The sequence below is a fragment of the Streptomyces sp. CAU 1734 genome, from assembly GCF_039888735.1.
GTDB lineage: Bacteria > Actinomycetota > Actinomycetes > Streptomycetales > Streptomycetaceae > Streptomyces.
Window position 1 is genome coordinate 61,436 of sequence record NZ_JBDQQP010000023.1, and the last position, 25,286, is coordinate 86,721.

At 71.6% G+C, this 25,286-nt stretch carries 20 protein-coding genes; 5 read left to right on the forward strand and 15 right to left on the reverse strand.

Annotation, left to right across the window (positions count from 1 at the left end):
- Window positions 1–46: 46 nt before the first annotated feature.
- On the reverse strand, window positions 47–925 hold the full coding sequence (locus AAFN69_RS32345; protein ID WP_347732468.1) for a menaquinone biosynthesis protein: 879 nt from the start codon (window positions 923–925) through the stop codon (window positions 47–49).
- Between the two features lie 604 nt (window positions 926–1,529).
- Here AAFN69_RS32345 and AAFN69_RS32350 point away from each other — a divergent pair.
- Window positions 1,530–1,733: a cold-shock protein gene (locus tag AAFN69_RS32350; protein WP_003967102.1), complete on the forward strand. Its 204-nt coding sequence runs from the start codon at window positions 1,530–1,532 to the stop codon at window positions 1,731–1,733.
- Between the two features lie 303 nt (window positions 1,734–2,036).
- On the opposite strand, the gene AAFN69_RS32355 is transcribed toward AAFN69_RS32350, so the two are convergent.
- Window positions 2,037–3,380, reverse strand: coding sequence for a M1 family metallopeptidase (locus AAFN69_RS32355; RefSeq protein WP_347732469.1), 1,344 nt, complete (start codon window positions 3,378–3,380; stop codon window positions 2,037–2,039).
- 10 nt (window positions 3,381–3,390) lie between these two features.
- Window positions 3,391–7,878: a Pls/PosA family non-ribosomal peptide synthetase gene (locus AAFN69_RS32360; protein WP_347732470.1), complete on the reverse strand. Its 4,488-nt coding sequence runs from the start codon at window positions 7,876–7,878 to the stop codon at window positions 3,391–3,393.
- 572 nt (window positions 7,879–8,450) lie between these two features.
- On the opposite strand from AAFN69_RS32360, the gene AAFN69_RS32365 reads away from it, so the two are divergent.
- The 3 genes from AAFN69_RS32365 to AAFN69_RS32375 are packed head-to-tail and all read left to right on the forward strand — an operon-like array spanning window position 8,451 to window position 11,549.
- Window positions 8,451–10,253, forward strand: a complete 1,803-nt coding sequence (locus tag AAFN69_RS32365; protein WP_347732471.1) for a hypothetical protein — start codon at window positions 8,451–8,453, stop codon at window positions 10,251–10,253.
- Entirely contained in the window at window positions 10,240–10,644 is a 405-nt protein-coding gene (locus AAFN69_RS32370; protein ID WP_347732472.1) for a hypothetical protein, read from the forward strand. Before AAFN69_RS32365 ends, AAFN69_RS32370 begins: the two co-directional genes overlap by 14 nt.
- Before the next feature lie 11 nt (window positions 10,645–10,655).
- Window positions 10,656–11,549 (forward strand): hypothetical protein, encoded by an 894-nt coding sequence (locus AAFN69_RS32375; RefSeq protein WP_347732473.1) that lies wholly within the window; start codon window positions 10,656–10,658, stop codon window positions 11,547–11,549.
- A 60-nt stretch (window positions 11,550–11,609) separates the two neighbouring features.
- Here AAFN69_RS32375 and AAFN69_RS32380 read toward each other — a convergent pair whose 3' ends face one another.
- From AAFN69_RS32380 to AAFN69_RS32410, 7 genes are all read right to left on the reverse strand, one after another.
- Entirely contained in the window at window positions 11,610–12,956 is a 1,347-nt protein-coding gene (locus AAFN69_RS32380) for a dicarboxylate/amino acid:cation symporter (RefSeq protein WP_347732474.1), read from the reverse strand.
- 528 nt (window positions 12,957–13,484) lie between these two features.
- Window positions 13,485–13,727 carry a DUF4229 domain-containing protein gene (locus AAFN69_RS32385; RefSeq protein ID WP_347732524.1) on the reverse strand — a complete coding sequence of 81 codons (243 nt, stop codon included), beginning with the start codon at window positions 13,725–13,727 and terminating at the stop codon, window positions 13,485–13,487.
- Window positions 13,728–13,895: 168 nt separating this feature from the next.
- The gene (gene mqnE, locus AAFN69_RS32390; RefSeq protein WP_347732475.1) at window positions 13,896–15,059 is read right to left on the reverse strand and encodes an aminofutalosine synthase MqnE; all 1,164 of its coding nucleotides are present in this window, start codon (window positions 15,057–15,059) and stop codon (window positions 13,896–13,898) included.
- A gap of 108 nt (window positions 15,060–15,167) precedes the next feature.
- The gene (locus tag AAFN69_RS32395; protein ID WP_347732525.1) at window positions 15,168–15,623 is read right to left on the reverse strand and encodes an Lrp/AsnC family transcriptional regulator; all 456 of its coding nucleotides are present in this window, start codon (window positions 15,621–15,623) and stop codon (window positions 15,168–15,170) included.
- Between the two features lie 122 nt (window positions 15,624–15,745).
- A complete protein-coding gene (locus tag AAFN69_RS32400) occupies window positions 15,746–16,405 on the reverse strand; it encodes a UbiX family flavin prenyltransferase (RefSeq protein WP_347732526.1) in 660 nt (219 codons plus the stop codon).
- Window positions 16,406–16,573: 168 nt separating this feature from the next.
- A complete protein-coding gene (mqnP, locus tag AAFN69_RS32405; protein WP_347732476.1) occupies window positions 16,574–17,479 on the reverse strand; it encodes a menaquinone biosynthesis prenyltransferase MqnP in 906 nt (301 codons plus the stop codon).
- 28 nt (window positions 17,480–17,507) lie between these two features.
- Window positions 17,508–18,959, reverse strand: coding sequence for a menaquinone biosynthesis decarboxylase (locus AAFN69_RS32410; protein ID WP_347732477.1), 1,452 nt, complete (start codon window positions 18,957–18,959; stop codon window positions 17,508–17,510).
- 90 nt (window positions 18,960–19,049) lie between these two features.
- Between AAFN69_RS32410 and AAFN69_RS32415 the strand changes: the two genes are divergently transcribed.
- Window positions 19,050–19,415, forward strand: a complete 366-nt coding sequence (locus tag AAFN69_RS32415; RefSeq protein WP_347732478.1) for a PLD nuclease N-terminal domain-containing protein — start codon at window positions 19,050–19,052, stop codon at window positions 19,413–19,415.
- 105 nt (window positions 19,416–19,520) lie between these two features.
- Here the strand turns inward: AAFN69_RS32415 and ccsB are convergent, their stop codons facing one another.
- From ccsB to AAFN69_RS32440, 5 genes are all read right to left on the reverse strand, one after another.
- A complete protein-coding gene (gene ccsB, locus AAFN69_RS32420; RefSeq protein WP_347732479.1) occupies window positions 19,521–20,591 on the reverse strand; it encodes a c-type cytochrome biogenesis protein CcsB in 1,071 nt (356 codons plus the stop codon).
- The gene (locus tag AAFN69_RS32425) at window positions 20,588–22,381 is read right to left on the reverse strand and encodes a cytochrome c biogenesis protein ResB (RefSeq protein WP_347732480.1); all 1,794 of its coding nucleotides are present in this window, start codon (window positions 22,379–22,381) and stop codon (window positions 20,588–20,590) included. The genes ccsB and AAFN69_RS32425 overlap by 4 nt, the downstream gene beginning before the upstream one ends.
- Window positions 22,382–22,388: 7 nt before the next feature.
- Window positions 22,389–23,159, reverse strand: a complete 771-nt coding sequence (locus AAFN69_RS32430) for a cytochrome c biogenesis protein CcdA (protein ID WP_347732527.1) — start codon at window positions 23,157–23,159, stop codon at window positions 22,389–22,391.
- 31 nt (window positions 23,160–23,190) lie between these two features.
- Window positions 23,191–23,787 carry a TlpA disulfide reductase family protein gene (locus AAFN69_RS32435; protein WP_347732481.1) on the reverse strand — a complete coding sequence of 199 codons (597 nt, stop codon included), beginning with the start codon at window positions 23,785–23,787 and terminating at the stop codon, window positions 23,191–23,193.
- A 113-nt stretch (window positions 23,788–23,900) separates the two neighbouring features.
- A complete protein-coding gene (locus AAFN69_RS32440; RefSeq protein ID WP_347732482.1) occupies window positions 23,901–25,151 on the reverse strand; it encodes a hypothetical protein in 1,251 nt (416 codons plus the stop codon).
- Window positions 25,152–25,286 lie beyond the last annotated feature (135 nt).

A 25,286-nucleotide genomic window follows, 5' to 3' on the forward strand; every position in this document is an offset into this window, starting at 1 on the left:
TCCCGCGGCGGTCCCGGCGCGGGGCCGGGGTCCCGCTCTCCGCGGCCTACGCCGGGGCCAGCAGCTCCACCGTCACATCCGGCGCGAAGCCGGTGGTCGCACCGATGCGGCGGGCGAATTCCCGCACTCCCCCGAGCTGGTCCGGCCCGAAGCGGTAGTCCAGGGTCCGGAAGTAGCGTTCCAGCAGCTCCGCGTCGAACGCCTCCCAGCGCGCCGCCTGCTCCGCGACCTTGGTGACCTCCTGGAGCGAGAGATCCCGGGAGTCGACGAACGCCCGGTGCACCTCGCGCACCACCTCGGGCTCGCGCGCCAGATACTCCTTGCGTGCCGCCCACACCGCGAAGACGAAGGGCAACCCGGTCCACTCCTTCCACATCAGACCGAGATCGTGGACCTGGAGACCGAGCCTCGGGGCGTCGTGGAGCGAGGCGCGCAGGGCGGCGTCACCGATCAGTACGGCCGCCTCCGCCTCCTGCATCATCACGCCGAGATCGGGCGGGCAGGTGAAGTAGTCGGGGGTCACCTCGTACCGCTCCGCCAGCAGCAGCTGGGCCAGCCGCACCGAGGTGCGCGACGTGGAGCCCAGGGCGACCCGCGCCCCGTCCAGCTTCTCCAGCGGGAGCTGGGAGACGATCACACAGGACATCACCGGACCGTCGCAGCCGACCGCGACATCGGGAAAGGCGACGAGCTGATCGGCATTGCGCAGGAATTCCACAAGAGTGATCGGGGCGATATCGAGATCGCCGCGCACCAGCTGTTCGCTGAGCTTCTCCGGGGTGTCCTTCGACAGTTCGAGGTCGAGCAGGGTTCCGGTGCGCGCCAGCCCCCAATAGAGGGGGAGACAGTTGAGGAACTGGATATGGCCTACACGGGGCCGGCTGCGATGGCGGCCGGCTGCTGGGGTTTCTCCAAGACTGTCCACAAACGCGAGGCTAGCCCAAGGCCGGCGTCGGACAGCCGCCCCGGGCACCGGGAGATGTGCGGGGCGCGTCACACGGACCGGAGAGCGGAAGGAGCGCGGCCGGAGCGCGGGCCGCGGCCGGCCCCGCATGCTCCTCGGACCCCCGGGGCGGCCTCCCCGTACGCCGTCGCCGCGACGTCGCCGCCACACCTCCCGGGTCTCCGGGGAAGCCCGTCCGGCCGCCGCCCCGGTGCCCGGCTCGGGCCGGGCCCGGAGGGGGCTCGGGCCGCCCTCGGGGCCCGCTCGGCGGCGGCCCCGCCGGCGGTGCCCGCGCCGCCCTCCGCCGTGTTCGCGCGGTCGCACGCGGTGTGCACCCGATCGGCCGATGCCCCGGGCCCGCGGCACAGTGGCACGTCAGCGCGTGGATGGGCGTTTCAAGCGTCCGAGTGAAGTGATCTTCACCTCTACCGCTGCGAACACAGTGCGTGCTAGGCTCGACGCAAGTTGCAGTTTGGTTTCCCTTGCAGTACAGAGCCTGCGGAGCATGTGACCCGCAGGCTTTTGTAGTTTTCAGACTTGTTTGCAGGTTCTGGAGCAGGGCAACCCTTTGGCCCAAGGAGGGCTTATGGCTACCGGAACCGTCAAGTGGTTCAACGCTGAAAAGGGCTTCGGCTTCATCGCCCAGGACGGCGGCGGCCCGGATGTCTTCGTCCACTACTCCGCGATCAACGCGTCTGGTTTCCGCTCCCTTGAGGAGAACCAGGTCGTGAACTTCGACGTCACTCAGGGTCCGAAGGGCCCCCAGGCGGAGAACGTCACCCCGGCCTGATCAGCCACGGGTTGACGATCGCGTACACCTTTTAGCAGTACCCAAGGAGCCCCGTCCTTCCAGGAACGGGGCTCCTGCCTTTTCCCGGCTCCCGGGCCGCCCGGCGAAACCCCCGGATTCAGCGGATCCGCACCGGGACGCATTCACCGGGCCCGCGCCGGAGCCGCCGTCGGCGAACCGGAGCGGATTCGCAGAATCCGGTTCCGGCATTCCCTCTCCCGGGTGCCGGCGTTCCCCCATTCGCCGAATTCCCGTCACTCCGGAGAGGGAACGGCCGGGGCCTCGCCAGGCCTCTCCCACTTCCTAGACCGGCCCCGCGGGCTGCGGCAGGGGCGGGAGAGCGGGCTCGTACAGCCACCGGGTGAAGAGGTCGTCCAGCGGACGCGGCGACCGGCCCCGGGCCAGCGCGATGAACTGCTCCGTGGTCACCACCCCGCCCCGGTGGACCGCCGTCCACTCCCGCAGCAGCCCCACGAAGGCCGGATGCCCGAGCTCCGTCCGCAGCGCGTGGAGGGTGAGCGCGCCGCGCTCGTACACCCGGTCGTCGAACATCCGCCGCACCCCCGGATCGGCCACCGTCAGATCCTGCGGGAGCAGGGCGAGCCGTGCCCGGGACGAGGCCGCCTTCGCCCCGGCCGAGGCACCGCCGGACAATTCCGACCAGAGCCATTCCGCGTACTTCGCGAAGCCCTCGTTCAGCCAGATGTGCCGCCAGTCGGCGACGGTGAGGCTGTTGCCGAACCACTGATGGGCCAGCTCATGGGCGATCAGCCGCTCGCTGCCCCGCTGGCCGTCCACATGGTTGGTGCCGAAGACCGACAGCCCCTGTGCCTCGACGGGCACCTCCAGCTCCTCGTCCACGATCACCACCCCGTACTCCTCGAAGGGGTAGGGACCGAAGAGATCCCGGAAAACGGTCATCATCCTCGGCTGACGGGCGAAGTCGTGCTCGAACCGCCCGCCGAGCAGCGCCCGCGGCACGGCCGCCGGCTGCGGCACCGCCCCCGCGCCGGCGATGTCGACCAGTTCGTACGGCCCGATCTGCACCGTCGCGAGATACGCGGCCATCGGCTCCGGCTGTTCGTACACCCAGGTCGTGGTGGAGGCGCCGATGGTGCGCGAGATCAGCCGGCCGTTGGCGACCGCGGTGTACGGGGTGGGCGCGGTCACCGTGATCCGGTAGACGGCCTTGTCGCCCGGCCGGTCGTTGCAGGGGAACCAGGAGGGCGCGCCGATGGGCTGGGACGCCACCAGCGCGCCCTCGTGCAGCTGCTCCCAGCCCAGCTCGCCCCAGTCGCGGGTGCGCACCGGCTGCGGGACGCCCGTGTACCGGACCTCCACCGTGAAGGCGGCGCCGGCGGGCAGCGGCCGGGCCGGGCGGATCCGCAGCCGGTCGGCGCGGTGGGTGTACCGGGCGGGGCGGCGGCCGTCGACCAGCACCTTGCCGAGCCGGAACCGGCCGAGGTCGAGCACGATCTCGGCCAGCGGGCCCGCGCTCCCGGCCACCGCGCTGATCACGGCCCGGCCATCCAGCCTGCCGCTGTGCGGCAGATACTCCAGCTCCAGGTCGTACGCGGTGGTGTGGTGGCCGCTGTCCCCGTGGAGCGGGAAGTAGGAATCGGCCCCGGGTGGTGTCGAGTCGGTCACCTGTGGTTCCTCACCTTGCTCCGCCGCGCCGCGCCTTCGCGCCTCCGGCCCTCCCGCGCCGCTTCCGCCGCGCCGGCCACCCGGCGATCGGATTGCCCAGCCAGCGGGTCCCGGCGGGCACCGTCTCGCCGCGCATCACCAGGGACGCCGGGCCGACGGTGGCCCGGTCGCCGATCACCGCGCCGGGCAGCGCGATTCCGTGCGGGCCGAGCGTGGCTCCCGCGCCGAGGACCACATTGTCCATCCTCATGATCCGGTCGTGGAAGAGGTGGGTCTGCACCACACAGCCCCGGTTCACACTCGCGCCGGCGCCGATGGCGACCAGGTCCGCCTCGGGGAGCCAGTACGTCTCGCTCCACACCCCCCGGCCGATCCGCGCCCCGAGCCCGCGCAGCCACAGGCTCATCAGCGGGGTCCCGCCGAGCCCGCCGACCAGCCAGGGCACGGCCACCACCTCCACAAAGGTGTCGGCCAGCTCATTGCGCCAGACGAAGCCCGACCAGAGCGGGTGCTCGACCGCCCGGAAGCGGCCCACCAGCAGCCATTTCGCCGTGATGGCGAGAAGGGAGGCGAGCAGCCCGCCGGTGAGCAGCAGCGCCCCGCCGCAGAGGATCGCGAGCGGGTGCCCCAGCCGTTCCGCCAGCGCCCCGAAGGCCGCCACGGCGAGGACCGCGAGACCGGCCGAACAGATCACCGGAACGATTCTGCAGAGCTCGACGGCGGCCCGCGCCCACTTCAGCCGGGCCGGCGGGGCGAAGGTGCGGCTCCGGTCCCCCCGCTCGGCCGCCCGGGGCAGCCGCATCGGGGGCATCCCGAGCCAGGAGGTGCCCGCCTTGGCGCCCTTGGGGGCGGCGGAGAGCACACCGACGAGCCCGCGCTTGGGCACCCGGCGGCCCGCGGCCGTCATCCCGGAATTGCCGAGGAAGGCCCGCTTGCCGATCCGGGCCTCGGCGATCCGGAGCCGGCCGCCGCCGAGCTCGTAGGAGGCGACCATCGTGTCGTCGGCGAGGAAGGCGCCGTCGCCGATCGTGGTCATCGAGGGCAGGGCCAGTACGGTCGACGCCTCCACGCCCCGGCCCACCTTCATCCCGAGCGCCCGCAGCCACACGGGGGTGAGCAGACCGGCGTACAGCGGGAAGAGCTGCACCCGGGCCATGTCCATCAGCCGCTCGGTGGTCCACGCCTGCCAGGCGATCCGGCTGTGGACGGGATGGCTGCCCGCCCGCAGCCCGATGCTCAGCGCGCGCACCCCGGCCAGGACGAGCAGGGCGTACGCGATCATCCCGGTCAGGGTCGCGAGCGGTACGGCGGCGAGCAGCGGGCCCGGGAGGGCGGCGAGGACCAGCAGCGCGGGGAGGACGGCGAGGGCGGGCAGCACCCCGAGGACGAGCGAGGTCAGCGCGTACACGGCGGTCCAGCGGCGGCGGCGCGGCGGGCGTGGTCCGCCCGCGCCCCTGGCCCTGCCGTCGCGGGCGGCCGGGACGCCCGACCAGCGCTGTCCCGCCGGGACGCCGCCGGTCACCCCGGAGCCAGGGGCGATCTCGGACCGCTTGCCGACCCGGGCGCCGGGGAAGAGCGTGGTGCGGGCGCCGATGACGGCGTCGGCGCCGACCCGGACCGTACCGATGTGCAGCCGGTCGCCGTCCACCCAGTGGCCGGAGAGATCCACTTCCGGTTCCACGGCGCAGCCACGGCCGAGCCGGAGCATTCCGGTGACCGGCGGCAGGGTGTGCAGATCCACCTCGTCGCCGATCCGGGCGCCGAGGGCGCGGGCGTAGTAGGTGAGCCAGGAGCCGGCGAGCGCGCCGGCGCCGCTCAGTTCGGCGAGCCGTTCGGCCGCCCAGAGCCGCAGATGGACCGGGCCGGCCCGGTCGTACGTGCCGGGCCGCACCCCGCGCAGCAGCAGCCGGGCGCCGCCCGCCGCGATGGCGATCCGGCCGGGCGGGCTGATCACCAGCAGCCAGCCGAGCGCGATCCACCACCAGGAGAGGGAGGGGCCGAGGCCCAGGAGATTGGCCGCGGCGGCGGCGAGCACGCTCCAGCGGAGCCCGGCGACGGTGAGCAGCGGGATCAGGAGCAGCAGCTGCACGGCCTGCGCGCGGCGCGGCACCGGGCGTACGTCATGGCCGCGCGCGCTGTCGGCGGGCCCGCCCTCCAGGGTCCGGGCGAGGGCCCCGAGGGTGCGGTGCTGGTAGATGTCACCGACGGACCCGGTGCCGTACCGCTGCCGGATCCGGGAGACCAGCCGGGCGGCGGCGAGGCTGCCGCCGCCGTGGTCGAAGAAGTCGGCGCCGGGGTCCCGGACGGACACCCCGAGCAGCTCCCGCCACTGCTCGGCGAGCCATGCCTCGGCCCCGGTGAGGGACTCCTCGCCGGGCGCCGCCGGACCGGCCCCCTCGGCCGGCAGCGGCCAGGGCAGGGCGTCCCGGTCGACCTTGCCCGAGGTCCGGGTGGGCAGCTCGGCCACCACCGCGATCAGGGGGACGAGCGCCGCGGGCAGCTCGGCCCGGAGCCGGGCGGCGGCCTCGACGGGGTCGAACGGCCGGGTGGGGGGCGTCGGGGGCAGGGGGACGGGGTGCGCCCGGCCGGCCCGGGCGCCCGGGGCCTGCGGGGCGGATTCCGGCGGGTGCGAACCGGCCGGGCTCCCGCCCGCCGGGGTTCCCGCCGTATCCACGGGTACGGCTCTGTCCGCCGCGGGGGCGGCCATGGGCGAGCGGGCGGTACCCCCGTCGCCCGGGAGAGGGGCGGCGGGACGGGGGCGCGGGCCGGCCGGCGGCGCGGCGGCGGGCGCCGGGGCCGCGTCGCGCGGCGCGGGATACCCCGCCACCCGCGCGGGCCCGTCGCCCGGCCCGCGCGAACCGGCGGGACCGGCACCGTCCGGAAGGGAGACGGACTCGGGGGGCGGATCTCCGGCGTCCGGGGCCGCGGCGGGCGCCGCGGAATCGTCCGCCGCCCGCGCGGGGGCGGACTCCTCCGGATCCACGGGCACGGACTCGTCCCCCGGCCCGGCGGCACCCGCGCCGGCGGCCGGGACCGTGCCCGGGCCGTCCGGGGTACCCGGGCCGTCCGGGGTACCCGGGCCGTCCGGGCCGTCCGGGGTGTCCGGGGTGTCGGTCGCCGGGACGACGTACCCCACCAGCAGCTGATGGCCCGCGACCGTGGTGCGGACCGCCGACGCCGCGCCCGCGACGCCCGGGAGGGCCCGGAGCGCCGCGTCGATCTCGCCGAGTTCGATACGGCGGCCGGCCAGCTTGATCTGCTCGTCCGCGCGGCCCGCGAAGAGCAGCCCGGCGGGTTCCGCGCGGACCAGGTCGCCGCTGCGGTAGGCGCGGGGCCAGCCCAGGGAGGGGAGGGGGGCGTACTTCTCGGCGTCCTTGGCCGGGTCCAGATAGCGGGCCAGGCCCACTCCCCCGATCACCAGCTCGCCGGTCTCCCCCATCGGCACGACCTCGCCCCGGGCGTCCACGACCGCCAGCTCCCAGCCGTCGAGCGGCAGCCCGATGCGGACCGGGCCCTCTCCCGTCAGCGGGGCGGCGCACGCCACGACGGTGGCCTCGGTGGGGCCGTAGGTGTTCCAGACCTCGCGGCCGGAGACGGCCATCCGCTCCGCCAGCTCGGGCGGGCATGCCTCACCGCCGAAGATCAGCAGCCGGATGCCGTCGAGCGTCTCGGCGGGCCAGAGCGCGGCGAGGGTGGGCACCGTCGAGACGACGGTGATGCGGCGCTCCACGAGCCAGGGGCCGAGATCGACACCGCTGCGCACCAGCGAGCGGGGCGCGGGCACCAGGCAGGCGCCGTGCCGCCAGGCCAGCCACATCTCCTCGCAGGAGGCGTCGAAGGCGACGGAGAGCCCGGCGAGCACCCGGTCCCCGGGGCCGATCGGGGCATGGGGGACGAAGAGCCGTGCCTCGGCGTCCACGAAGGCCGCCGCGCTGCGGTGGGTGACGGCGACGCCCTTGGGCCGGCCGGTGGAACCGGAGGTGAAGATGATCCACGCGTCGTCGCCGGGCCGGGGGCGGTCCTCGGAACCCGCGAGGGCCGGGGTGCCGGAGGGCCGCCCCGGTCCCGGCGCGATCACACCGCCGGGGCCGGTCACCACCGACACCGCCGCCTCCGTGAAGACCAGCCCGGCGCGCTCGTCCGGGTCGTCCGCGTCCACGGGGACATAGGCCGCGCCGGCCGTCAGCACGGCGAGAACGGCGATGTAGAGCTCCGCGGTGCCGGAGGGGACCCGGATCCCGACCCGGTCGCCGGGGCGGACACCGGCGGCGGTGAGCCGGTGCCGGGCCTCCGCGACCCGGTCGAGCAGGGTCCGGTAGGTGAGCGGGCCGGTGCCGTCGTCCACGGCGAGCGCGTCCGGATGACGGCGGGCCGTCTCGCGGAGGATGTCCACGAGGGTCCGCTCGGGCGCGGCGGGGGCCGAGCGGAACAGCGCCGGGGCGGCCTCGTCACCGGTCGGCGGTCCGGTGGGCGCCGGGGTGTGGGTGGCGAGGGTCATGCGGCGCACCCGCCGCCGGACCGCCGCGCGGGCGGTCCGGTCCGGCCCGCCGCATCACCGCGGGGCGGGCACCAGAAGTTCGTACGCATCGCTCACTCTCCGTCCGTCGTGTGGAGTGCGCCACGAGCGCCCACCCATGCCGCGCACGGCAAACGGGAAGTTTATCCACTGATGCCCCGACTCGCCTGTTGTGCGAGTGTCGCCCCGGACACAGGGCGTACCCGCACACGGCCGCCCCGCCGTCACCGGCCGTGACCACCGGTCGTCGCGGCGGCTCGCGGCGCCGGCCCGGAGAGCCCGTGCGGAGGGCTTCCGGCGGCCACCGCCCCCACGCCCCGGCGCACGCCCCCGCGCATGGGCAACTCCCCGCGAAATCCCCGGCACTTCCTGCCCCGGGACGGTCTCCGGAACCGGCCCGGGTGGCCTACGATCCAACCTTGCCCCCACGCCGTCCGCGGCCCGTCCACAAGGGAGGCCGGGCCACCGGGACGCCGGAATTCCGGAGCGCCGGGACACCGGGACGGCACGACGAGAGCACAGTGCGCGTGTTACCACCCCCGAACGGAGAGACCGTGACCCCGAGCCCGTTGCCCGATCAGGCCGACGGCGGACACGAACGCGTCTGGGCCAGAGCCCCCGCGGAGCCGGCCGTCAGCGAGGCGACCCGGCTGCTCTGCGCGGGTGTTCACCTGGACGGCCAGTACCGGGACACGGTCCTGGACGAGCTGTATGTCCACGAGGAGCGTTTCACCGCGCCCTCCTTCGGCTTCGACGCGGCCCGCGTCCTGGCCCACGCCCTGCATGCCCGCCGGGTCGAACTGGGCTGGGCCCTCGGCATCCTGGCGCTCTGGATCCTCGCGGTCCCGCTCACCGGCGGGCTCTTCCTGCTGCTGGTGATGCCGTGCGCGCTGGTGGCCGTCGCCCCCTGGATCAGGGGCCGTTCGGCCCGTCCGCGCCTGTTCCGCGTCGTGGCCGCGTTCGCCGTGCGCTGGTACGGGCGGATCTGGCTGCTGCTGGCCCTGCTGCTCTTCGCCGCCCTGGCCGTCTTCGGGCTCTTCGGCGACGAGGACGAGGGCGAGTTCGACCCGGTCGGCGGCGCGTCGCCGTGGAGCATGTTCACTTCGGGCGGTTCGGCGGAGAGCATTCCCGCAGCACCCGCCATGGCCTGGCTGACCCTGGTCCTCTTCGCTCTGACCACCGTGGCGGTGGCGCTCCAGCGCGGCCAGTTCGCCCGGATGATGACCGGCCCGCTCGCCCCGCACAACTTCCCCTCCATGGCGACGGATCCGGCCGAGGCCGCCCAGGGGCCGCGCGCCCGGCAGCGCCAGGCGATCATCCGCCACGAGCAGCACTCCCCGCTGGCCGTCTACGACGCCGCGGACCCCTTCCGGGGCGCCGGTGACGCCTTCCAGACCTGGACGCTCGCGGTGGAGCTGGTGCCCCGCGAGGGGTGCGAGCCGCGGCCCGTCAGCAACCGCACCATCCTGGAGCGGATCCGCCCGCTGGTGGAGGATCTGAGGATCCCCTCGGCGCACGAGGCCGACCCCCGGATCGCGGGCGCGGTGCGGGACCGGCTGCGCGAACTGCGGATCGACGAATGCGTCTTCCTGCCGGCCGAGGGCATCGGCAACCGCCACGGCGCGCCCTACGACCCGGCCGGATTCGAGGCGCACCGGGCGGCGGCCGTCGAGGAGGGCGGCGAGGCCAGACGGCACTTCCTGCGGATCCGGGTCGGCGGCTGGGAGGAGCAGCTGGTCGTGACGGTCTTCGTCCGGGTCCACACCCAGGGCGGCATGCTGATGCTGGAGGTGGCGCCGCATGCGCTGATGCCGGTGCACCCCCGCTTCCGCGAGGCGGACCGGCTCGCCCACCGGTATGTGAACAACAACGCCGTCGGCCGCGTGGCCTGGGCACTCGCCCACACGCCCCGCGCCCCGCTGTGGTGCGCGGTCACCCTCGGACGTCATCTCATCAGCCAGTGGGAGCTGCTGACCGGCGGACACCGCGGCGCGCTGCCGGACGGCCCCGCCCTCTCCATCCGGGAGTACGGCTCCGACACGGAGGCGTCGCTCTTCCACGAGATGGACATCATGCGGTATCTGAGGAGCATTCAGGACCGGATCGCGGGCGGAGTCACCCTCGCGCTGCGGGAGGCCGGCTGGCGGACCGAGGGCTTCGAGCAGAAGATCGTCCATGTCAGCGGCGGGGTCTACATCGACTCCGCGAACAACAGCGCCTTCGGCTTCGGATCCCACTCCACCGCCACCACGAACAACAACACCACCAACACCACCAAGGGTGGCCCGCGCGGCGGCGCGACGGGCCCCGCGTCCACCGGCGGCAACACCACGGGAGCAGGCAATGGCAGCGGCTGACGGCGGCACGGGCGGGGGTTCGCACGGCGGGCCGCCGAACGTTCACATCGGTTCGGCGGACAACAGCGCCCTCAACTTCGGCTCGCACGGGTCGGCGACCACCAACAACACCTGGGCCGCCGGCCCGGCGGCGGACCCCGCCCAGCGGGAACTCCTCGAAGCGGTACGGGCGCTGCGGGACGATCTCGGACGGTTCGCGCCCTTCGACAGCCGGGAGATCCTGGACGCGGAGCTCGTGGCGACCGAGGAGGAGATCACCTCCTCCGGCGCCGCCGCGCCCGGCCGGCTGGAGCGGCTGCGGGGCGCGCTGGCCGTCGCGGGCGGAAGCGTGGCGGCACTCGCCTCCTCCATCGCCGTCGGCGAGGCCGTCACCGCGCTGCTGAGGGGCTGAGGAGTCACAAGGTGACCGGAGAGACACCGCGCTGGAACGCGGAGGAGCAGCGCTGGGAGCGGTCCCGGAGGACCAGGGCGTACACACCGCCGCCCCCGCCGCTGCCGATGTTCCCGCCGCAGCCGCCCGCGGACGGGAGCGGCACGCACCTCGGGAAGAGCACACATCCCACCGCCCCGCCGGCGTACCCGCTCGTCCCCCCGGGGCCGGGCGGCGGGCGGCGGCTGGGGCGCACACCGGTGATCGCGTTCGCGGTGGCCGCGGTGGCGGGGGTGGCCGGGCTGGGCGTCTGGCTCGGTGTGCACCGGGACGACGGCGGGGAATCCGCGAAGCGGGGCTCCTCCTCCGGGGCGCCCGCGAGCACCGCTCCCTCTCCGGAGGACACCTGGCCGCCGGACGCCTCCGGCGTGGAACCGCCGGCGAGCTCACCGGCCGGGACCGAATCGGCGACGGAACCGCCCGCCGGATTCCGGATCGCCGAGGAGCCGTCGGGGATCGCCCTCGCCGTACCGGAGAAGTGGAAGCGCTCCACCGAGGGGGGCTCGGTCTTCCACAAGGCGCCGGACGGCCGGAGCCTGTTGCAGATCTTCATCATCAGCGAGCCGGAGATGACTCCGCTGGGCGCGGTGGAGGCCGCGTCGGCGAGTCTGGCCGAGACCAATGAGGGCTACCGGGAGCTGAGTGTGGGGGCGGTGGAGAGCGGCCCCGAGAATCCCGCCGCCGACGCCGCCGAGCTGCACTACTCGTACGAGAGCGAGAAGGCGGGCGGGGTGCGCGAGTGCGTCGACCGGGCGTTCACCGCGGCGAATGACACCAAGTACGCGGTGATCGCCTGCGCCCCGGCCGACGAGGCGCCGTATCAGCGCACCCTGCTGACCACGGCACTGAAGCACTTCACGACTTAGCGGACAGCCGAGCGCCCCGGACCTGGTGGTCCGGGGCGCTCGGGAGACACGAGGCGGGTGCTACGCGGGGACGGGCTCGCGGTCCCCGGCCGTGCGCGCCGGCTCCGGGTCGTCGATCGGCGACGAGGTGGCGCTGTTGTACGCGTCGTGGTCCAGGATCTTCTCCCGGGCCGCGACGATGACCGGGACGACCGCCTGGCCCGCCACGTTCGTGGCCGTGCGCGCCATGTCGATGATCGGGTCGATGGCCATCAGCAGACCCACACCCTCCAGCGGAAGGCCCAGCGTGGAGAGGGTCAGGGTGAGCATCACGGTGGCGCCGGTGAGACCCGCCGTGGCGGCCGAGCCGACCACCGAGACAAAGGCGATGAGCAGGTACTCCTGGATGCCGAGCTGCACATCGAAGATCTGCGCGATGAAGATCGCCGCCAGCGCCGGGTAGATCGCGGCGCAGCCGTCCATCTTGGTCGTCGCGCCGAACGGGACGGCGAAGGAGGTGTACTCCTTCGGCACACCGAGCCGCTCGGTGACGCGCTGGGTGACCGGCATGGTGCCGACGGAGGAGCGGGAGACGAAGGCCAGCTGGATCGCGGGCCAGGCGCCCCGGAAGAACTGGAGCGGGTTGACCCTGGCGACGGTGGCCAGCAGCAGCGGGTAGACACCGAACATCACCAGGGCGCAGCCGATGTAGACATCGGCGGTGAAGGTCGCGTACTTGCTGATCAGGTCCCAGCCATAGTCGGCGATGGCGTAGCCGATGAGACCGACGGTGCCGATCGGCGCCAGCCGGATGACCCACCACAGGGCCTTCTGGAGCAGTTCGAGAACGGACTCGCTCAGGCTCAGGATCGGCTTGGCCTTCTCGCCGAGGGCGAGGGCGGCGATACCGGCGACGGCGGCGAGGAAGACGATCTGGAGGACGTTCAGCTCGGTGAAGGGCGTGATCACATCGGTCGGGATGATTCCGGTGAGGAAGTCGATCCAGGAGCCGGAGCCCTCGGGGGCCTTGCCGTCCTTCGGCGTGAGGCCGGTGCCCGCGCCGGGGTTGGTGACCAGGCCGATGGTGATGCCGATGGCGACCGCGATCAGCGACGTGATCATGAACCAGAGCAGCGTCTGGCCGGCCAGCCGGGCGGCGTTGTTGACCTTCCGGAGGTTGGTGATCGACACCAGGATGGCGAAGAAGACCAGGGGCGCGACGGCCAGCTTCAGCAGCCGGACGAAGATGGAGCCGATCTGCTCCAGGGTGTCCTTGAGCCAGGCGATGTCGAAGTGGCGGGCGAGCCAGCCGAAGACGACACCGAGGAGCAGACCGACGACGATCTGGGCCCAGAAGGGGAACCTGGGTATGCGGGAACCGGAGCGCGGGTGCTCATCGGTCGGGGCGGACGCGGTGTTCGCGGACACGGACGGACTCCATAGCGGCGGGGAGGCGGGGAGACAGGCAGGCGACAACGAGGAGCGGCAGCTGAGGAACAGGGGCGACGCGGTGTCCCGGGCCGGCGGGGCCGGATGGTGCGGGACAGTGGCGCGGATCAGTCGGGGGCCGGGCCGGGGACGGAGCGGCCGGGAATCAGCCGGGGATCAGACCGGGCGACAGCGGACCGCGGGCATACAGCGGCGGAATGCGACATGCCGGCGCACCGCGAGCGGTGGGCTCGCGGCCGTGTGTAGGCGCCATGCAATCGTCATATCGACACGTTAACACTTGAACTTTGAGAATCTCAAAGCTCACCTTTGGGATCTTTACCAACCCGGAACCTTCGGCTCCCGCCGCCAAGACCCCGGAAGCGGCCATTCCAAGCCCCTGACATGCCCGGGAGCCTTCCCCGGCCCCGCCCCGGGAGTGGCCGAGAACACAGATGAGCCCCCGGCCGCGCGGGGCGGCCGGGGGCTCACTGGGGCCAAAGGGCCCGAAGGAGTAGAAAGGGGAGGTCAGTCCTCCTGGGTGCGGTTCGCCTCCAGCCGGACCTTCGCCCGGTCGACCTTGTTGACGATCTGCTCCGACATCGCGTCCCGCTGGCTGCGCAGCAGGACGAAACTGAGCGGCGCCGAGATCAGCAGGGCGAGCAGCACGACCCAGACGAAGTTGGAGTCACCGAGGCCCTTGGGCAGGATCCCGAACTGCACCAGCCCGGCCACCAGCACAAAGCAGCCGATGAAGACGGCGAAGCGCATGGCGGTGTACTTGATCGCGGCGCTCGACTTGGCGGACACGGCGAACCCTTCTCTCGTCATTCAGCCGGCGGATCGTGCGAAACCAGTGAAGCACGACCGAAAAATGATCAGCACGGCGGCGGTGGCCCGGCGCAATCGCCCTCCGGGCCGCGCGGGAATCCGGCCGCGTCAGACCCGCATGGGCTGCGGGGACTCGCGCCGCCCGGCGTCCGGCCCCGGGTACTCGCGGATGATCTCGTACCGGGTGTTCCGCTCCACGGGCTGGAAACCGGCGTCGCGGATCAGGTCGAGCAGATCGTCACGGGTGAGCTTGTTCGGCGTCCCGTAGTTGTCCGCGTCATGCGTGATCTTGTACTCGACGACCGAGCCGTCCATGTCGTCCGCGCCGTGCTGGAGCGCGAGCTGCGCGGTCTGCACACCGTGCATCACCCAGAAGACCTTGACGTGCGGCACGTTGTCGAAGAGCAGCCGGGAGACGGCGAAGGTCTTCAGCGCCTCGGCGCCGGTCGCCATCGTGGTCCGGGCCTGGAGGCGGTTGCGGATCTTGCCGTCCTTCATGTCCACGAAGTCGTGCTGATACCGCAGCGGGATGAAGACCTGGAAGCCGCCGGTCTCGTCCTGGAGCTCACGCAGCCGCAGCACGTGGTCGACCCGGTGACGGGGCTCCTCGATGTGCCCGTACAGCATGGTGCAGGGGGTCTTGAGGCCCTTGCCGTGCGCCAGCCGGTGGATGCGGGACCAGTCCTCCCAGTGGGTGCGGTGGTCCACGATGTGCTGCCGCACCTCCCAGTCGAAGATCTCCGCGCCGCCGCCGGTCAGCGACTCCAGGCCGGCCTCGATCAGCTCGTCCAGGATGTCGGAGGCCGACATGCCGGAGATGGTCTCGAAGTGGTGGATCTCCGTGGCGGTGAACGCCTTCAGCGAGACATGCGGCAGGGCCTCCTTCAGCGCGCTGAGGGAGCGGGGGTAGTAGCGCCAGGGCAGATTGGGGTGGAGGCCGTTGACGATGTGGAGTTCGGTGAGGTTCTCGTTCTCCATCGCCTTGGCGAGGCGGACGGCCTCCTCGATCCGCATGGTGTACGCGTCCTTCTCGCCCGGCTTGCGCTGGAACGAGCAGTAGGCGCACGACGCGGTGCACACATTGGTCATGTTGAGGTGGCGATTGACGTTGAAGTGGACGACATCGCCGTTCTTGCGGGTGCGCACCTGATGGGCGAGGCCGCCGAGCCACGCCAGGTCGTCCGACTCGTAGAGAGCGATACCGTCCTCACGTGTCAGCCGTTCACCGGCTTCGACCTTCTGCTCCAGCTCTCGCTTGAGCCCAGCGTCCATGCGCCCGCCTCCCATGTTCTCGTCCATCGGGCTCCCCCCACCGTACTCTCCCGCATTCCACGGACGGGGGTGGCCCCATGGCATCGAAAGCAATGTCGCGACGGGATGTCAGCTCTGCTCGGGCAGATCCCCGACGCGGTTCTCCCACTTGGTGGAGAGCACGATGGTGGTACGCGTACGGGAGACCCCGCGCGTGCCGCTCAGCCGGCGGATGGTCTTCTCCAGTCCGTCGACATCGCTCACCCGGACCTTGAGCATGTACGAGTCGTCGCCGGCGATGAACCAGCAGTCCTCGATCTCCGCGAGGTCGCGGAGCCGGCGTGCCACGTCCTCGTGGTCGGCGGCGTCGGAGAGGGAGATGCCGATGAGGGCGGTCACCCCGAGACCGAGCGAGGCCGCGTCGACGGTGGCCCGGTAACCGGTGATGACCCCCGCCGCCTCCAGGCGGTTGATCCGGTCCGTCACACTCGGCCCGGAGAGCCCGACGAGCCGTCCCAGCTCGGCGTACGAGGCCCGGCCGTTCTCCCGGAGAGCCTGGATGAGCTGTCTGTCCACCGCGTCCATGTGCCTGGAGCCTTCCATAGTTCCTTAAAATCCCCTGCGCGCAGGGCGAGCCCTGCGATCGGTTGTGAACGATTGGCCGTGCGGAGCCGCCGCGCCGCCGCTCACGGCGGCGCGGGGCCGGATCAGCCGGGCCGCGAGCCGCCGAGCTCGCCTTCCCAGCGGCGGTAGAGCCGGTGCGGCACCCCGGCCGCGTCCAGGACCCGTCCGGCCACGAAGTCCACCAGATCCTGGATGTGGGTGGCGCCCGCGTAGAACGCCGGCGAGGCGGGCAGCACCACCGCGCCGGCCTCGTCGAGGGTGACCAGATGCCGCAGGGTCTGGCCGTTCAGCGGGGTCTCGCGGACGGAGACGATCAGCGGCCGGCGCTCCTTGAGGGTCACGCTCGCGGTGCGCTGGAGAAGATCTTTGGAGAGCCCGAGGGCGACTCCGGCGACGGCCGCGGTGGAGGCGGGGACGATCATCATGCCCTTGGCCGGGTACGAGCCGGAGGACGGCCCGGCGGCCAGATCGCCCGCGGACCAGTGGCGTACGCCGTCGAGCGCGACCCGGAAGGTGTCCGGCTTGCCGTCGGCGCCCCTGGCCAGCCACTCCGCCAGATCCGTCCGCCAGTGGGCGTCCCGGAAGGAGATCCCGGTCTCGTCCAGCAGCGTCAGCCGCGACGCCCGGGAGACCACCAGATCGACGCTCTCGCCGGCGTCGATCAGCCCGCGCAGCACGGCGGCGGCATAGGGCGTCCCGGACGCTCCGGAGACTCCGACGATCCAGGGGCGGCGGGGGTTCATGTCAGCGGGCTCCACACAAGGAGCCTATCCGGCGGGCCGGCGGGGGTCGGCGCCAGGCATGGGGACCGGGCACCCCTCCCCCGGCGGCGCGGGGCCGCGGCCCGCCCGGGCCGGGGGCCGTCACCCGATCGATGGAATCGCGTGACGGACCGGCCGGGGACGGCGGCGTCAGACGGTCAGTCCCCGGACCAGCAGGTCCAGCAGGGCACAGACGAAGAGGCTGATCCCGATGAAGCCGTTGACCGTGAAGAACGCCCGGTTCAGCCGGGAGAGATCGTGCGGCCGGACCACCGTGTGCTCGTAGCAGAACGCCGCCGCCACGATCACCAGCCCCGCCCAGAGGAAGAGCCCCGCGTCCGTCGCCAGCGCGTACCAGACCAGCAGAGCGGTCGTCACCGCGTGGGCGGCCCGCGCCCCGTGGAGCGCCGCCGGGACACCGAAGCGGGCCGGGACGGAGCGGACGCCCTCGGCCCGGTCGGCGGCGACGTCCTGACAGGCGAAGATCAGGTCGAAGCCGCCGATCCAGACGCCGACCGCGACCCCGAGGATCACCGCGTCCCAGCTCCAGCTCCCGGTGACCGCGAGCCAGGCGCCGATCGGCCCCATGGCCTGGGCGAGCCCGAGGATGGCGTGCGGGTAGTGGGTGAACCGCTTCCCGTACGGATAGACCACCATCGGGATCACGGCGACCGGCGCGAGGGCCAGACAGAGCGGATTGAGCAGCGCCGCCGCCCCGAGGAAGACCGCCAGGGCGATCAGCGCGCCGGTCCAGGCGGAGCGGACGCTCACCGCGCCGGTGACCAGCTCACGGCTCGCGGTCCGCGGATTCCGGGCGTCGATCTCGCGGTCGATGATCCGGTTGCAGGCCATGGCGAAGGTGCGCAGGCCGACCATGGCGACCGTGACCAGCAGCAGGGTGACCCAGTCGATGCTCCGGTCCCGCTGGAACATCGCGGTGAGGGCGGCGATATAGGCGAAGGGCAGCGCGAAGACCGAGTGCTCGATCATCACCAGGCGCAGAAACGCCTTGGTGCGGCCGGGAGCGCCCGGCACCGCCGCGGCGGAGGCGCTCACCGGCGGGTCCCCCGGGCCGGGAAGCGGCTCACAGTCCGTACTCCTTCCAGCGGCGGTCCACCAGGGCCGCCGTCGCCGGGTCGGACTCGACCATGTTCGGCCAGCCGCCGTCCCGCGTGTAGCCCTCCTCGGGCCACTTCTTCGTGGCGTCGATACCCGCCTTGCCGCCCCAGAACTGCTGGTAGGAGGCGTGGTCGAGATGGTCGACGGGGCCCTCGGTGACGGTGAGGTCGCGGGCGTAGTCGGTATTGCCCAGCGCCCGCCAGGAGACCTCGTGCAGATCGTGGACGTCGCAGTCGGAGTCGACCACCACGATCAGCTTGGTCAGCGACATCATGTGCGCGCCCCAGATGGCGCTCATCACCTTCTGGGCGTGCTTGGGGTACTTCTTGTCGATGGAGACGATGGCGCAGTTGTGGAAGCCGCCCGACTCCGGCAGGTGATAGTCGACGATGTCCGGGACGATGATCTTGAGCAGGGGCAGGAAGAACCGCTCCGTCGCCCGGCCCAGCGGCCCGTCCTCGGTCGGCGGACGGCCCACCACGATCGACTGGAGCAGCGGACGCCGCCGCATGGTCACACAGTCGATGGTGAGGGCCGGGAACGGCTCCTGCGGGGTGTAGAAGCCGGTGTGGTCGCCGAAGGGACCCTCCGGGAGCATCTTGCCCGGCTCCAGCCACCCCTCCAGGACGACCTCCGCCTGCGCGGGCACCTGGAGCGGAACGGTCTTGCAGTCGACCATCTCGATCCGCTTGCCCTGGATGAACCCGGCGAACAGGTACTCGTCGATGTCGCCGGGGAGCGGCGCGGTGGAGGCGTAGGTCACGGCCGGCGGGGCGCCGAAGGCGATGGCGACCGGCAGCCGCTCCCCGCGCCGGGCGGCGACCTGGTAGTGGTTGCGGCTGTCCTTGTGGATCTGCCAGTGCATCCCGATGGTGCGCCGGTCGTGGCGCTGGAGCCGGTAGAGACCGAGGTTGCGGACCCCGCTCTCCGGGTCCTTGGTGTGGGTGAGGCCGAGGTTGAAGAAGGAGCCGCCGTCCTCGGGCCAGGTGAAGAGCGCGGGCAGCTGGTCCAGGTCGACGTCCTCGCCGTGCAGGACGACCTCCTGCACCGGCGCGTCCTTCACCTTCTTCGGCGGTACGTGGACCATGGAGCCGAGCTTGCCGAACGCCTCGCGCACGCCGACGAAGCCGTGCGGCAGCTCCGGCTTGAGCAGCCCGCCGATCTTGTCGCTGATCTCGGAGTAGGAGTTCAGTCCGAGCGCCTTGAGCAGCCGCCGGTCGGTGCCGAAGACATTCATCGCCAGGGGCATGGCGGCGCCGCGCACATTCTCGAAGAGCAGCGCGGGCCCGCCGGCCTTGTTCACCCGGTCGACGATCTCCCCCACTTCCAGGTGGGGATCGACCTCTGCCTTGATGCGCTTGAGGTCTCCCTCGCGCTCCAGGGCCCTGAGCAGGGAGCGAAGATCGTCATAAGCCATACGCCCCAGTATCGGGTACCGGTTACCCTGGCCGCGTCACCGGGGGCGCGTTCCGCGCCCCACCACCTCTCTCTGGGGGCCCGTAAGACCATGCTCCGGTATCTGCCCTTCCTGCTGGTCCTGGCGCTGTGGATCTATGCCTTCATCGACTGTCTGAACACTCCGGAGAACGAGGTCCGGAAGCTGCCGAAGCTCGCGTGGGTCTTCATCGTGCTGCTCTTCGGACAGGTGCTGATCGGCCCGGTCGCCTGGTTCGCCGTGGGGCGCCCGCGCAAGGCCGCGCCGTACGGCGGCGGGCGGCGCGGGAGCTGGGTCGCGCCGGACGACAATCCGGACTTCCTGAAGTCGCTGCGGGACGAGAAGCCGGCCGGCGACGGCGACGGCGACGGCGGGAAGAACACCGGGGACGAGAAGAAGGACGAGAAGAAGAAGGACAAGGACGACGAGGAGGCGTAGCCCTCCCCCTGGCACAGGGAGGCGTAGCCCCTCCCCCCTGGCACGAAGGGGCCGGCCCCCGCCTCTCCGGGCGGGGGCCGGCCCCTGGGTCGTGTGCGCCGCGCCCTACGCGTACGAGTGCAGACCGTCCACGAAGATGTTCACGCCGTAATAGTTGAAGAGCCAGCACGCGAAGGCGATCAGCGCCAGGACGGCGGCCTTGCGGCCCTTCCACCCGGCGGTGGCACGGGCGTGCAGATAGCAGGCGTAGGCGGCCCAGGTGATGAAGGACCAGACCTCCTTGGGGTCCCAGCCCCAGTAACGGCCCCAGGCGTCGCCCGCCCAGATCGCGCCCGCGATGATGGTGAAGGTCCAGAGCGGGAAGACGAAGGCGTGGACCCGGTAGGCGAATTTGTCCAGCGACGCCGCCGAGGGCAGCCGCTCCAGCACCGAGGCCGCGAAGGCGCCGGGCTTCACCCCGCGCGCCAGCTTGCTCTCGTGCGAGTCGCGGAAGAGATAGAGCAGTGTGGTGACCGCGCCCAGGTAGAAGACCGCGCCGCAGAAGATCGCGGTGGCCACATGGATGATCAGCCAGTACGAGTCCAGCGCGGGGACCAGCTGGTCGCTCTCGGTGTAGAGCCAGGTGACGGCGATGCCCAGATCGGCGAGGACGGTGCCGACCAGCGGCAGCCCCAGCCAGCGGACGTTCTTCTTCGCGGCCAGCAGGGCCAGATAGGCGCCCACCACCACCATGGAGAAGGTGGTGGAGAACTCGTACATGTTGCCCCACGGCACCCGCTGCACCGACAGGGCGCGGGCCAGCACCCCGCCGACATGGACGAGGAAGGCGAGGACGGTGAGCGAGATCGCGATCCGGCCGTACAGATCGCCCTTGACCGTGCCGCCCGCGGCGCCCGGGCCGTCGGGGACGTCCCGGCCGCCGGCCGCCGAGCGGGTGATGATCTCCGGCTTGTCCAGTACGGCGGTGGCGCCCTGCTCGCCCCGGCCGGCCGCCGCGGTGACGGCCGCCGCCCGGCCCGGCAGGGAGGCGGCGGAGCGGCCGACCTTGCTGCGGCTGCCGAAGGACCACTCGGTGATGAAGGCGAAGAAGGCCAGGGTGTAGACGGCCATCGCCGAGTAGATCAGCGTATTGCTGATCTGGGCGAGGTTCTCGTTGGTTGCGGCGGCGAGAGTCACTTCTCAGCCCCTTCGGCGGAAGCTTCCACGGGATCGTCGGAATCGTTGACGGGTACGGGGCCGGCCGGTGCGGCCGGGTCCTTCTCGGGGTCCTTCTCGGGCGCGGTCGGCGCCCCGGAGTGCAGGGTGAGGGCGAGGGACTTCAGCTCCTCGGGGAGTCTCGCCGACTCGCTGCGGCCGAGCCCGGCCATCTCCACGACGGTCACCCCGTCGGCGCCCCGGACGGCCCGCACCCAGACCCGGCGGCGCTGGATGAAGAGCGAACCGGCGAGGCCGAGCACGGCGGCGACCGCTCCGGTGAGCGCCCAGCCGTTCCCCGGCTGGCCGGAGATCTGGAAGCTGGCCCACTCCTTGATCCCCTTCTCGAAGGTGATCGAACCGGCGCCGCCCGGGAGCTTCATGGTGTCGCCCTGGAGCATCAGCTGCCGCAGGATCTCACCGTCCTCGGTCTTGAACTGCTTCATCTTGCGGGTTTCGAGCTGGTAGACGTTCTGCGGCAGGCCGGAGTCGACGCCCAGGTCGCCGATGAAGGCGTTGAGGGCGAGGACCGGATTCTTCAGCGCCGGGAACTGCGAGAGCATCGTGCCGCTGCCGTGACCGGCGAAGGTCGGCAGGAAGACGGCCTGGAATCCGAGCTGGCGCTTGACGCCCTTGGCGTCCCGGTAACCGTCCATGACCTTGATCGAGCCGGTGGAGGTCACATTGGAGTCGGTGGGCAGCAGCGGTACGGCGCCGTTGAAGACGACCTTGCCCCTGCCGTCCCGGACGGTGACGACGGGCGCGTACCCGTGGGCCAGCAGATAGACCTTGGTGCCGTCCACGACCAGGGGCTCGTTCACCCTGATCACCGACTTCCGGTCCTTCTCGCCCGGCCGGGACCAGGTGACGCCCGCCTCGAAGGTGCGGGGGGTGCCGCGCTGCGGTCCGGTCTCCTCGTAGGTGCCGGTGAAGCTGTCGAGCCGGAAGCTGAACGGTGCCAGATCGTCCACGTCGTAGAGGGCGCCGGAGCGGAAGTCGTCGTACTGGACGAGCGTGTTGGAGAACCCGTCGCCCTCGACGATCAGCTTGCCGCCCTCGGACTTGAAGAGCTGGCCGGCGGCGAAGGCGATCAGCATCACGATCAGCGCCACATGGAAGACCAGATTTCCGACCTCGCGCAGATAGCCCTTCTCCGCGGAGACGGCGTCACCCACCGTGTGGGCGCGGAAGCGGCGGCCCTTGAGCAGGGCGAGCGCGCTCTCCCGCACCTCCTCGGGGCCGGCCTCGGTGCGCCAGGTGGTGTACGCGGGCATCCGGGTCAGCCGTCCGGGCGCGGCCGGCGGGCGGCTGCGGAGCTGGCCGGCGAACTGCCAGGTGCGCGGGACGATGCAGCCGATGAGGGAGACGAAGAGCAGGATGTAGATCGCGGAGAACCAGACCGAGCTGTAGACATCGAAGAGCTGGAGCTTCTCGAAGATCCCGGTCAGGGCCTCGTTGTTCTTCTTCCACTGCTCCACCTTCATGTCGTCCACGCTGTTCTGCGGGACGAGCGAGCCCGGGACCGCGCCCAGGGCCAGCAGGAGGAGCAGGATCAGCGCGATCCGCATGGAGGTGAGCTGCCGCCAGAACCAGCGCACCCAGCCGACGAGGCCGAGGGTCGGCCCGCCGGCGAGTTCCTCGCGCGGGGCGGTCTCCTCGCGCGGGGCGGTGGAGAGCCGTGAACCGGCCGCGGCGTCGGCGGCGTCGGCTGTCGCGTCGGAGGGTTCGGGGGTCTCGCGGTTCTTGCCGGCCGAGGTGTCCGTTGTGCTCATGTGCTTGTCAGATCCCCACCGTGAAACCCTGGGACCAGGTCTGCATCTGCTGCACCATGGTGTCCCAGACACCGGTGAGCAGCAGTACTCCGGTCACGATCATCATGATGCCGCCGATGCGCATCACCCAGACATAGTGGCGCTTGACCCAGCCGAAGGCGCCCATCGCCTTGCGGAAGGCGAGGGCGGCCAGGATGAAGGGCACGCCGAGGCCGAGGCAGTACGCGACCATCAGTATCGCGCCGCGCCCGGCGCTGCCCTGCTCCCCGGCGAGAATCACCACGGAGCTGAGGGTGGGTCCCACACAGGGCGCCCAGCCGATCCCGAAGAGCGCGCCCAGCAGCGGGGCGCCCGCGAGGCCGGCGGCCGGCTTCTTGTGGATACGGAATTCCCGCTGGGTGAGCCAGGGCATCAGTCCCATGTAGAAGAGGCCGAGCAGCACCATCAGCACACCGAGGACCCGGTTCAGGATCTCCTGGTTCTCCAGCAGTTCCTGGCCCGCGTAGCCGAAGAGCGCACCGCCGGAGACGAAGACGGCGGAGAAGCCGACGACGAAGAGCGCCGCCCCGGTGATCATGCGCCCGCGTTTGGCCTCGGCGAGGTCGGAACCGGTGATGCCGGTGACATACGAGAGATAGCCGGGGACGAGCGGCAGCACACACGGGGAGAAGAAGGAGACCAGCCCGGCGAGCACCGCGATCGGGAAGGCGAGCGCCAGCGCGCCGTTGAGCACGGTCTCGTTGTTGGTCGCCGAGGCGAGCACGGTCGCGGCCGACAGCGCCTCTACGGTTTGCACAGCACCCACGGGATCACTTCTCGGCGATCAGCGGAGTGATCATCTTGCGGAGGTCCTTCTCGTTGAGCGCCTTGAGCGAGCGCGCCGCGATCTTTCCCTCCCGGTCGAGCACGACCGTGGAGGGAATGGTCTGCGGGTTGAGGGTGCCCCGGGGGAAACCGCTGAGCAGCAGCTTGCTGGCGGGGTCGTAGATGCTCGGGTAGGGGACCTTGTAGTCCTTCTCGAACTCGATCGCCGGGGTCTTGTTGGGGTCGCGGGCATTGATCCCGACGAACTCCACGCCCTGGGGCTTCAGATCATTGGCTACCTTGACGAAGTGCGGCGCCTCAAGCCGGCAGGGTCCGCACCAGGATCCCCAGACATTGAGCACCACGACCTTCCCCTTGAGGTCGGCCACATCGAGCGGCTCCCCCTCCAGGGTCTCGCCGGCGATCTCGCCGGTGGCCTTGCGTTCGCCCGCCGCGACGGTGGAGACGCCTTCGTCCGAGGTGATGAAGTTGGTGTCGTTACCGCCTCCGCGCGTGCCGTTGCCGCAGGCGGAGAGGGTGAGCGCGCCGACCGCGATCAGCACGGTCGGCAGGGCAGCGCGAGGGGCACGGCTAAGGCTCATGTGAAAAGTTTCGCATGGCACTTCCGGCGATCTTCCGCACCCCCCTTGCTGCCCGTAAGTCACCCAAAGGACCGTTGTCGGGAGGCCCTAAAGGCCGGCCGCATTGGAGAAGGTCAGGCGGCCTTGAAGAAGGTGTTCCAGCCCCCGGACGGACCCTGGCCGACGTCGAGAGTGCGGAGCTTGGCCAGTACCTTCGGATCCTGTGCGTCGAGCCAGTCGCAGAACTGGCGGAAGGACACCAGCCGTACATCCTTCTTCCCGGCCATCTCGCCGAGCGCGTTCTCGACGGCGTCCATATAGATACCGCCGTTCCACTCCTCGAAGTGATTTCCTATGAAGAGCGGCGCCCGGTTGCTCTCATAGGCGCGGCGGAATCCCTGGACATAGGTTCCGGTCGCCTGCTCGCGCCAGCGCGGATAGTTCGACGGCGGGGCCTTGGTGGAATTCCGGGACTGATTGGCGAGGATGTTGTAGTCCATCGACAGCACCTCGAAGGAGTGCCCGGGGAACGGCAGCGCCTGGAGCGGCAGATCCCACAGGCCCGCCCGCTTGACGGGCCAGACCTGGCGTCCGCCCGGGGAGCTGGAGTCGTACCGCCAGCCGAGTTCGCGGGCGGCGGGCAGCAGCCGCTCCTGCCCGAGGAGGCAGGGGGTGCGCGCGCCGATGAGTTCTTTGCGGTAGTCGAAGGGGAGCGGCGGGAGATCCTGCCATCCCGTGTTGGTGCGCCATTCGGTGACGAAGGAGACGGCCTGCTCGATCTCGTTCTCCCAGTCGGCGGAGGTCCAGTTGGCGACCGATCCGGAGCCGCCGCAGAAGTGGCCGTTGAAGTGTGTTCCGATCTCATGACCGCCGAGCCATGCCTCGCGGACGTACTTCAGGGTTTTCCTGATGTTCTCGTCCTTGAGGTAACCGATGTCGGAGGCGCCGGTGCGGTTGTTCGGCGGGCGGTAGCGCGCTTTCTCCGATTCGGGCAGCAGATAGAGCCCGGAGAGGAAGAAGGTCATCGCCGCGTCGTGTTCCCGGGCGAGTTTCAGAAAGCGCGGGAAGAGGCCGTTGCCGACCTCTCCGGCGCCGTCCCAGGAGAAGACCACGAATTGCGGCGGGGCCTGTCCGGGCTCCAGGGGGACGGGGGCGGGCGGCTGATTCGGCTGCTTCCCGGTGTCGGCGGTGGAGCCGTCGCCGATGAGCCGGGCCCGGTCCTCCTCCGCCGCCGACGGCCCGCCGCCGGCGGCTCCCCCGTCCGGGCCCTTGGCGGCGCGGGCGGCGGAGCCCCCGCGGTCACCGGTGCCGCAGCCCGCGATCCCCAGCGCGGCCGCGGCACCGATACCGGCCCCCAGCGCACTCCTCCGGCTGATGTCCCGCATGTCGTTCCCATTCCGCACACAGCCGCCCGCGCGCTGCGGAGGGCTGCCCACTCAAACCGTCCAAATGATGATCCGATGATGAAACCGGACATTGGTTGAGAGGTGGTGCGAACCGGGATGGTTCCGAAAGAGCCT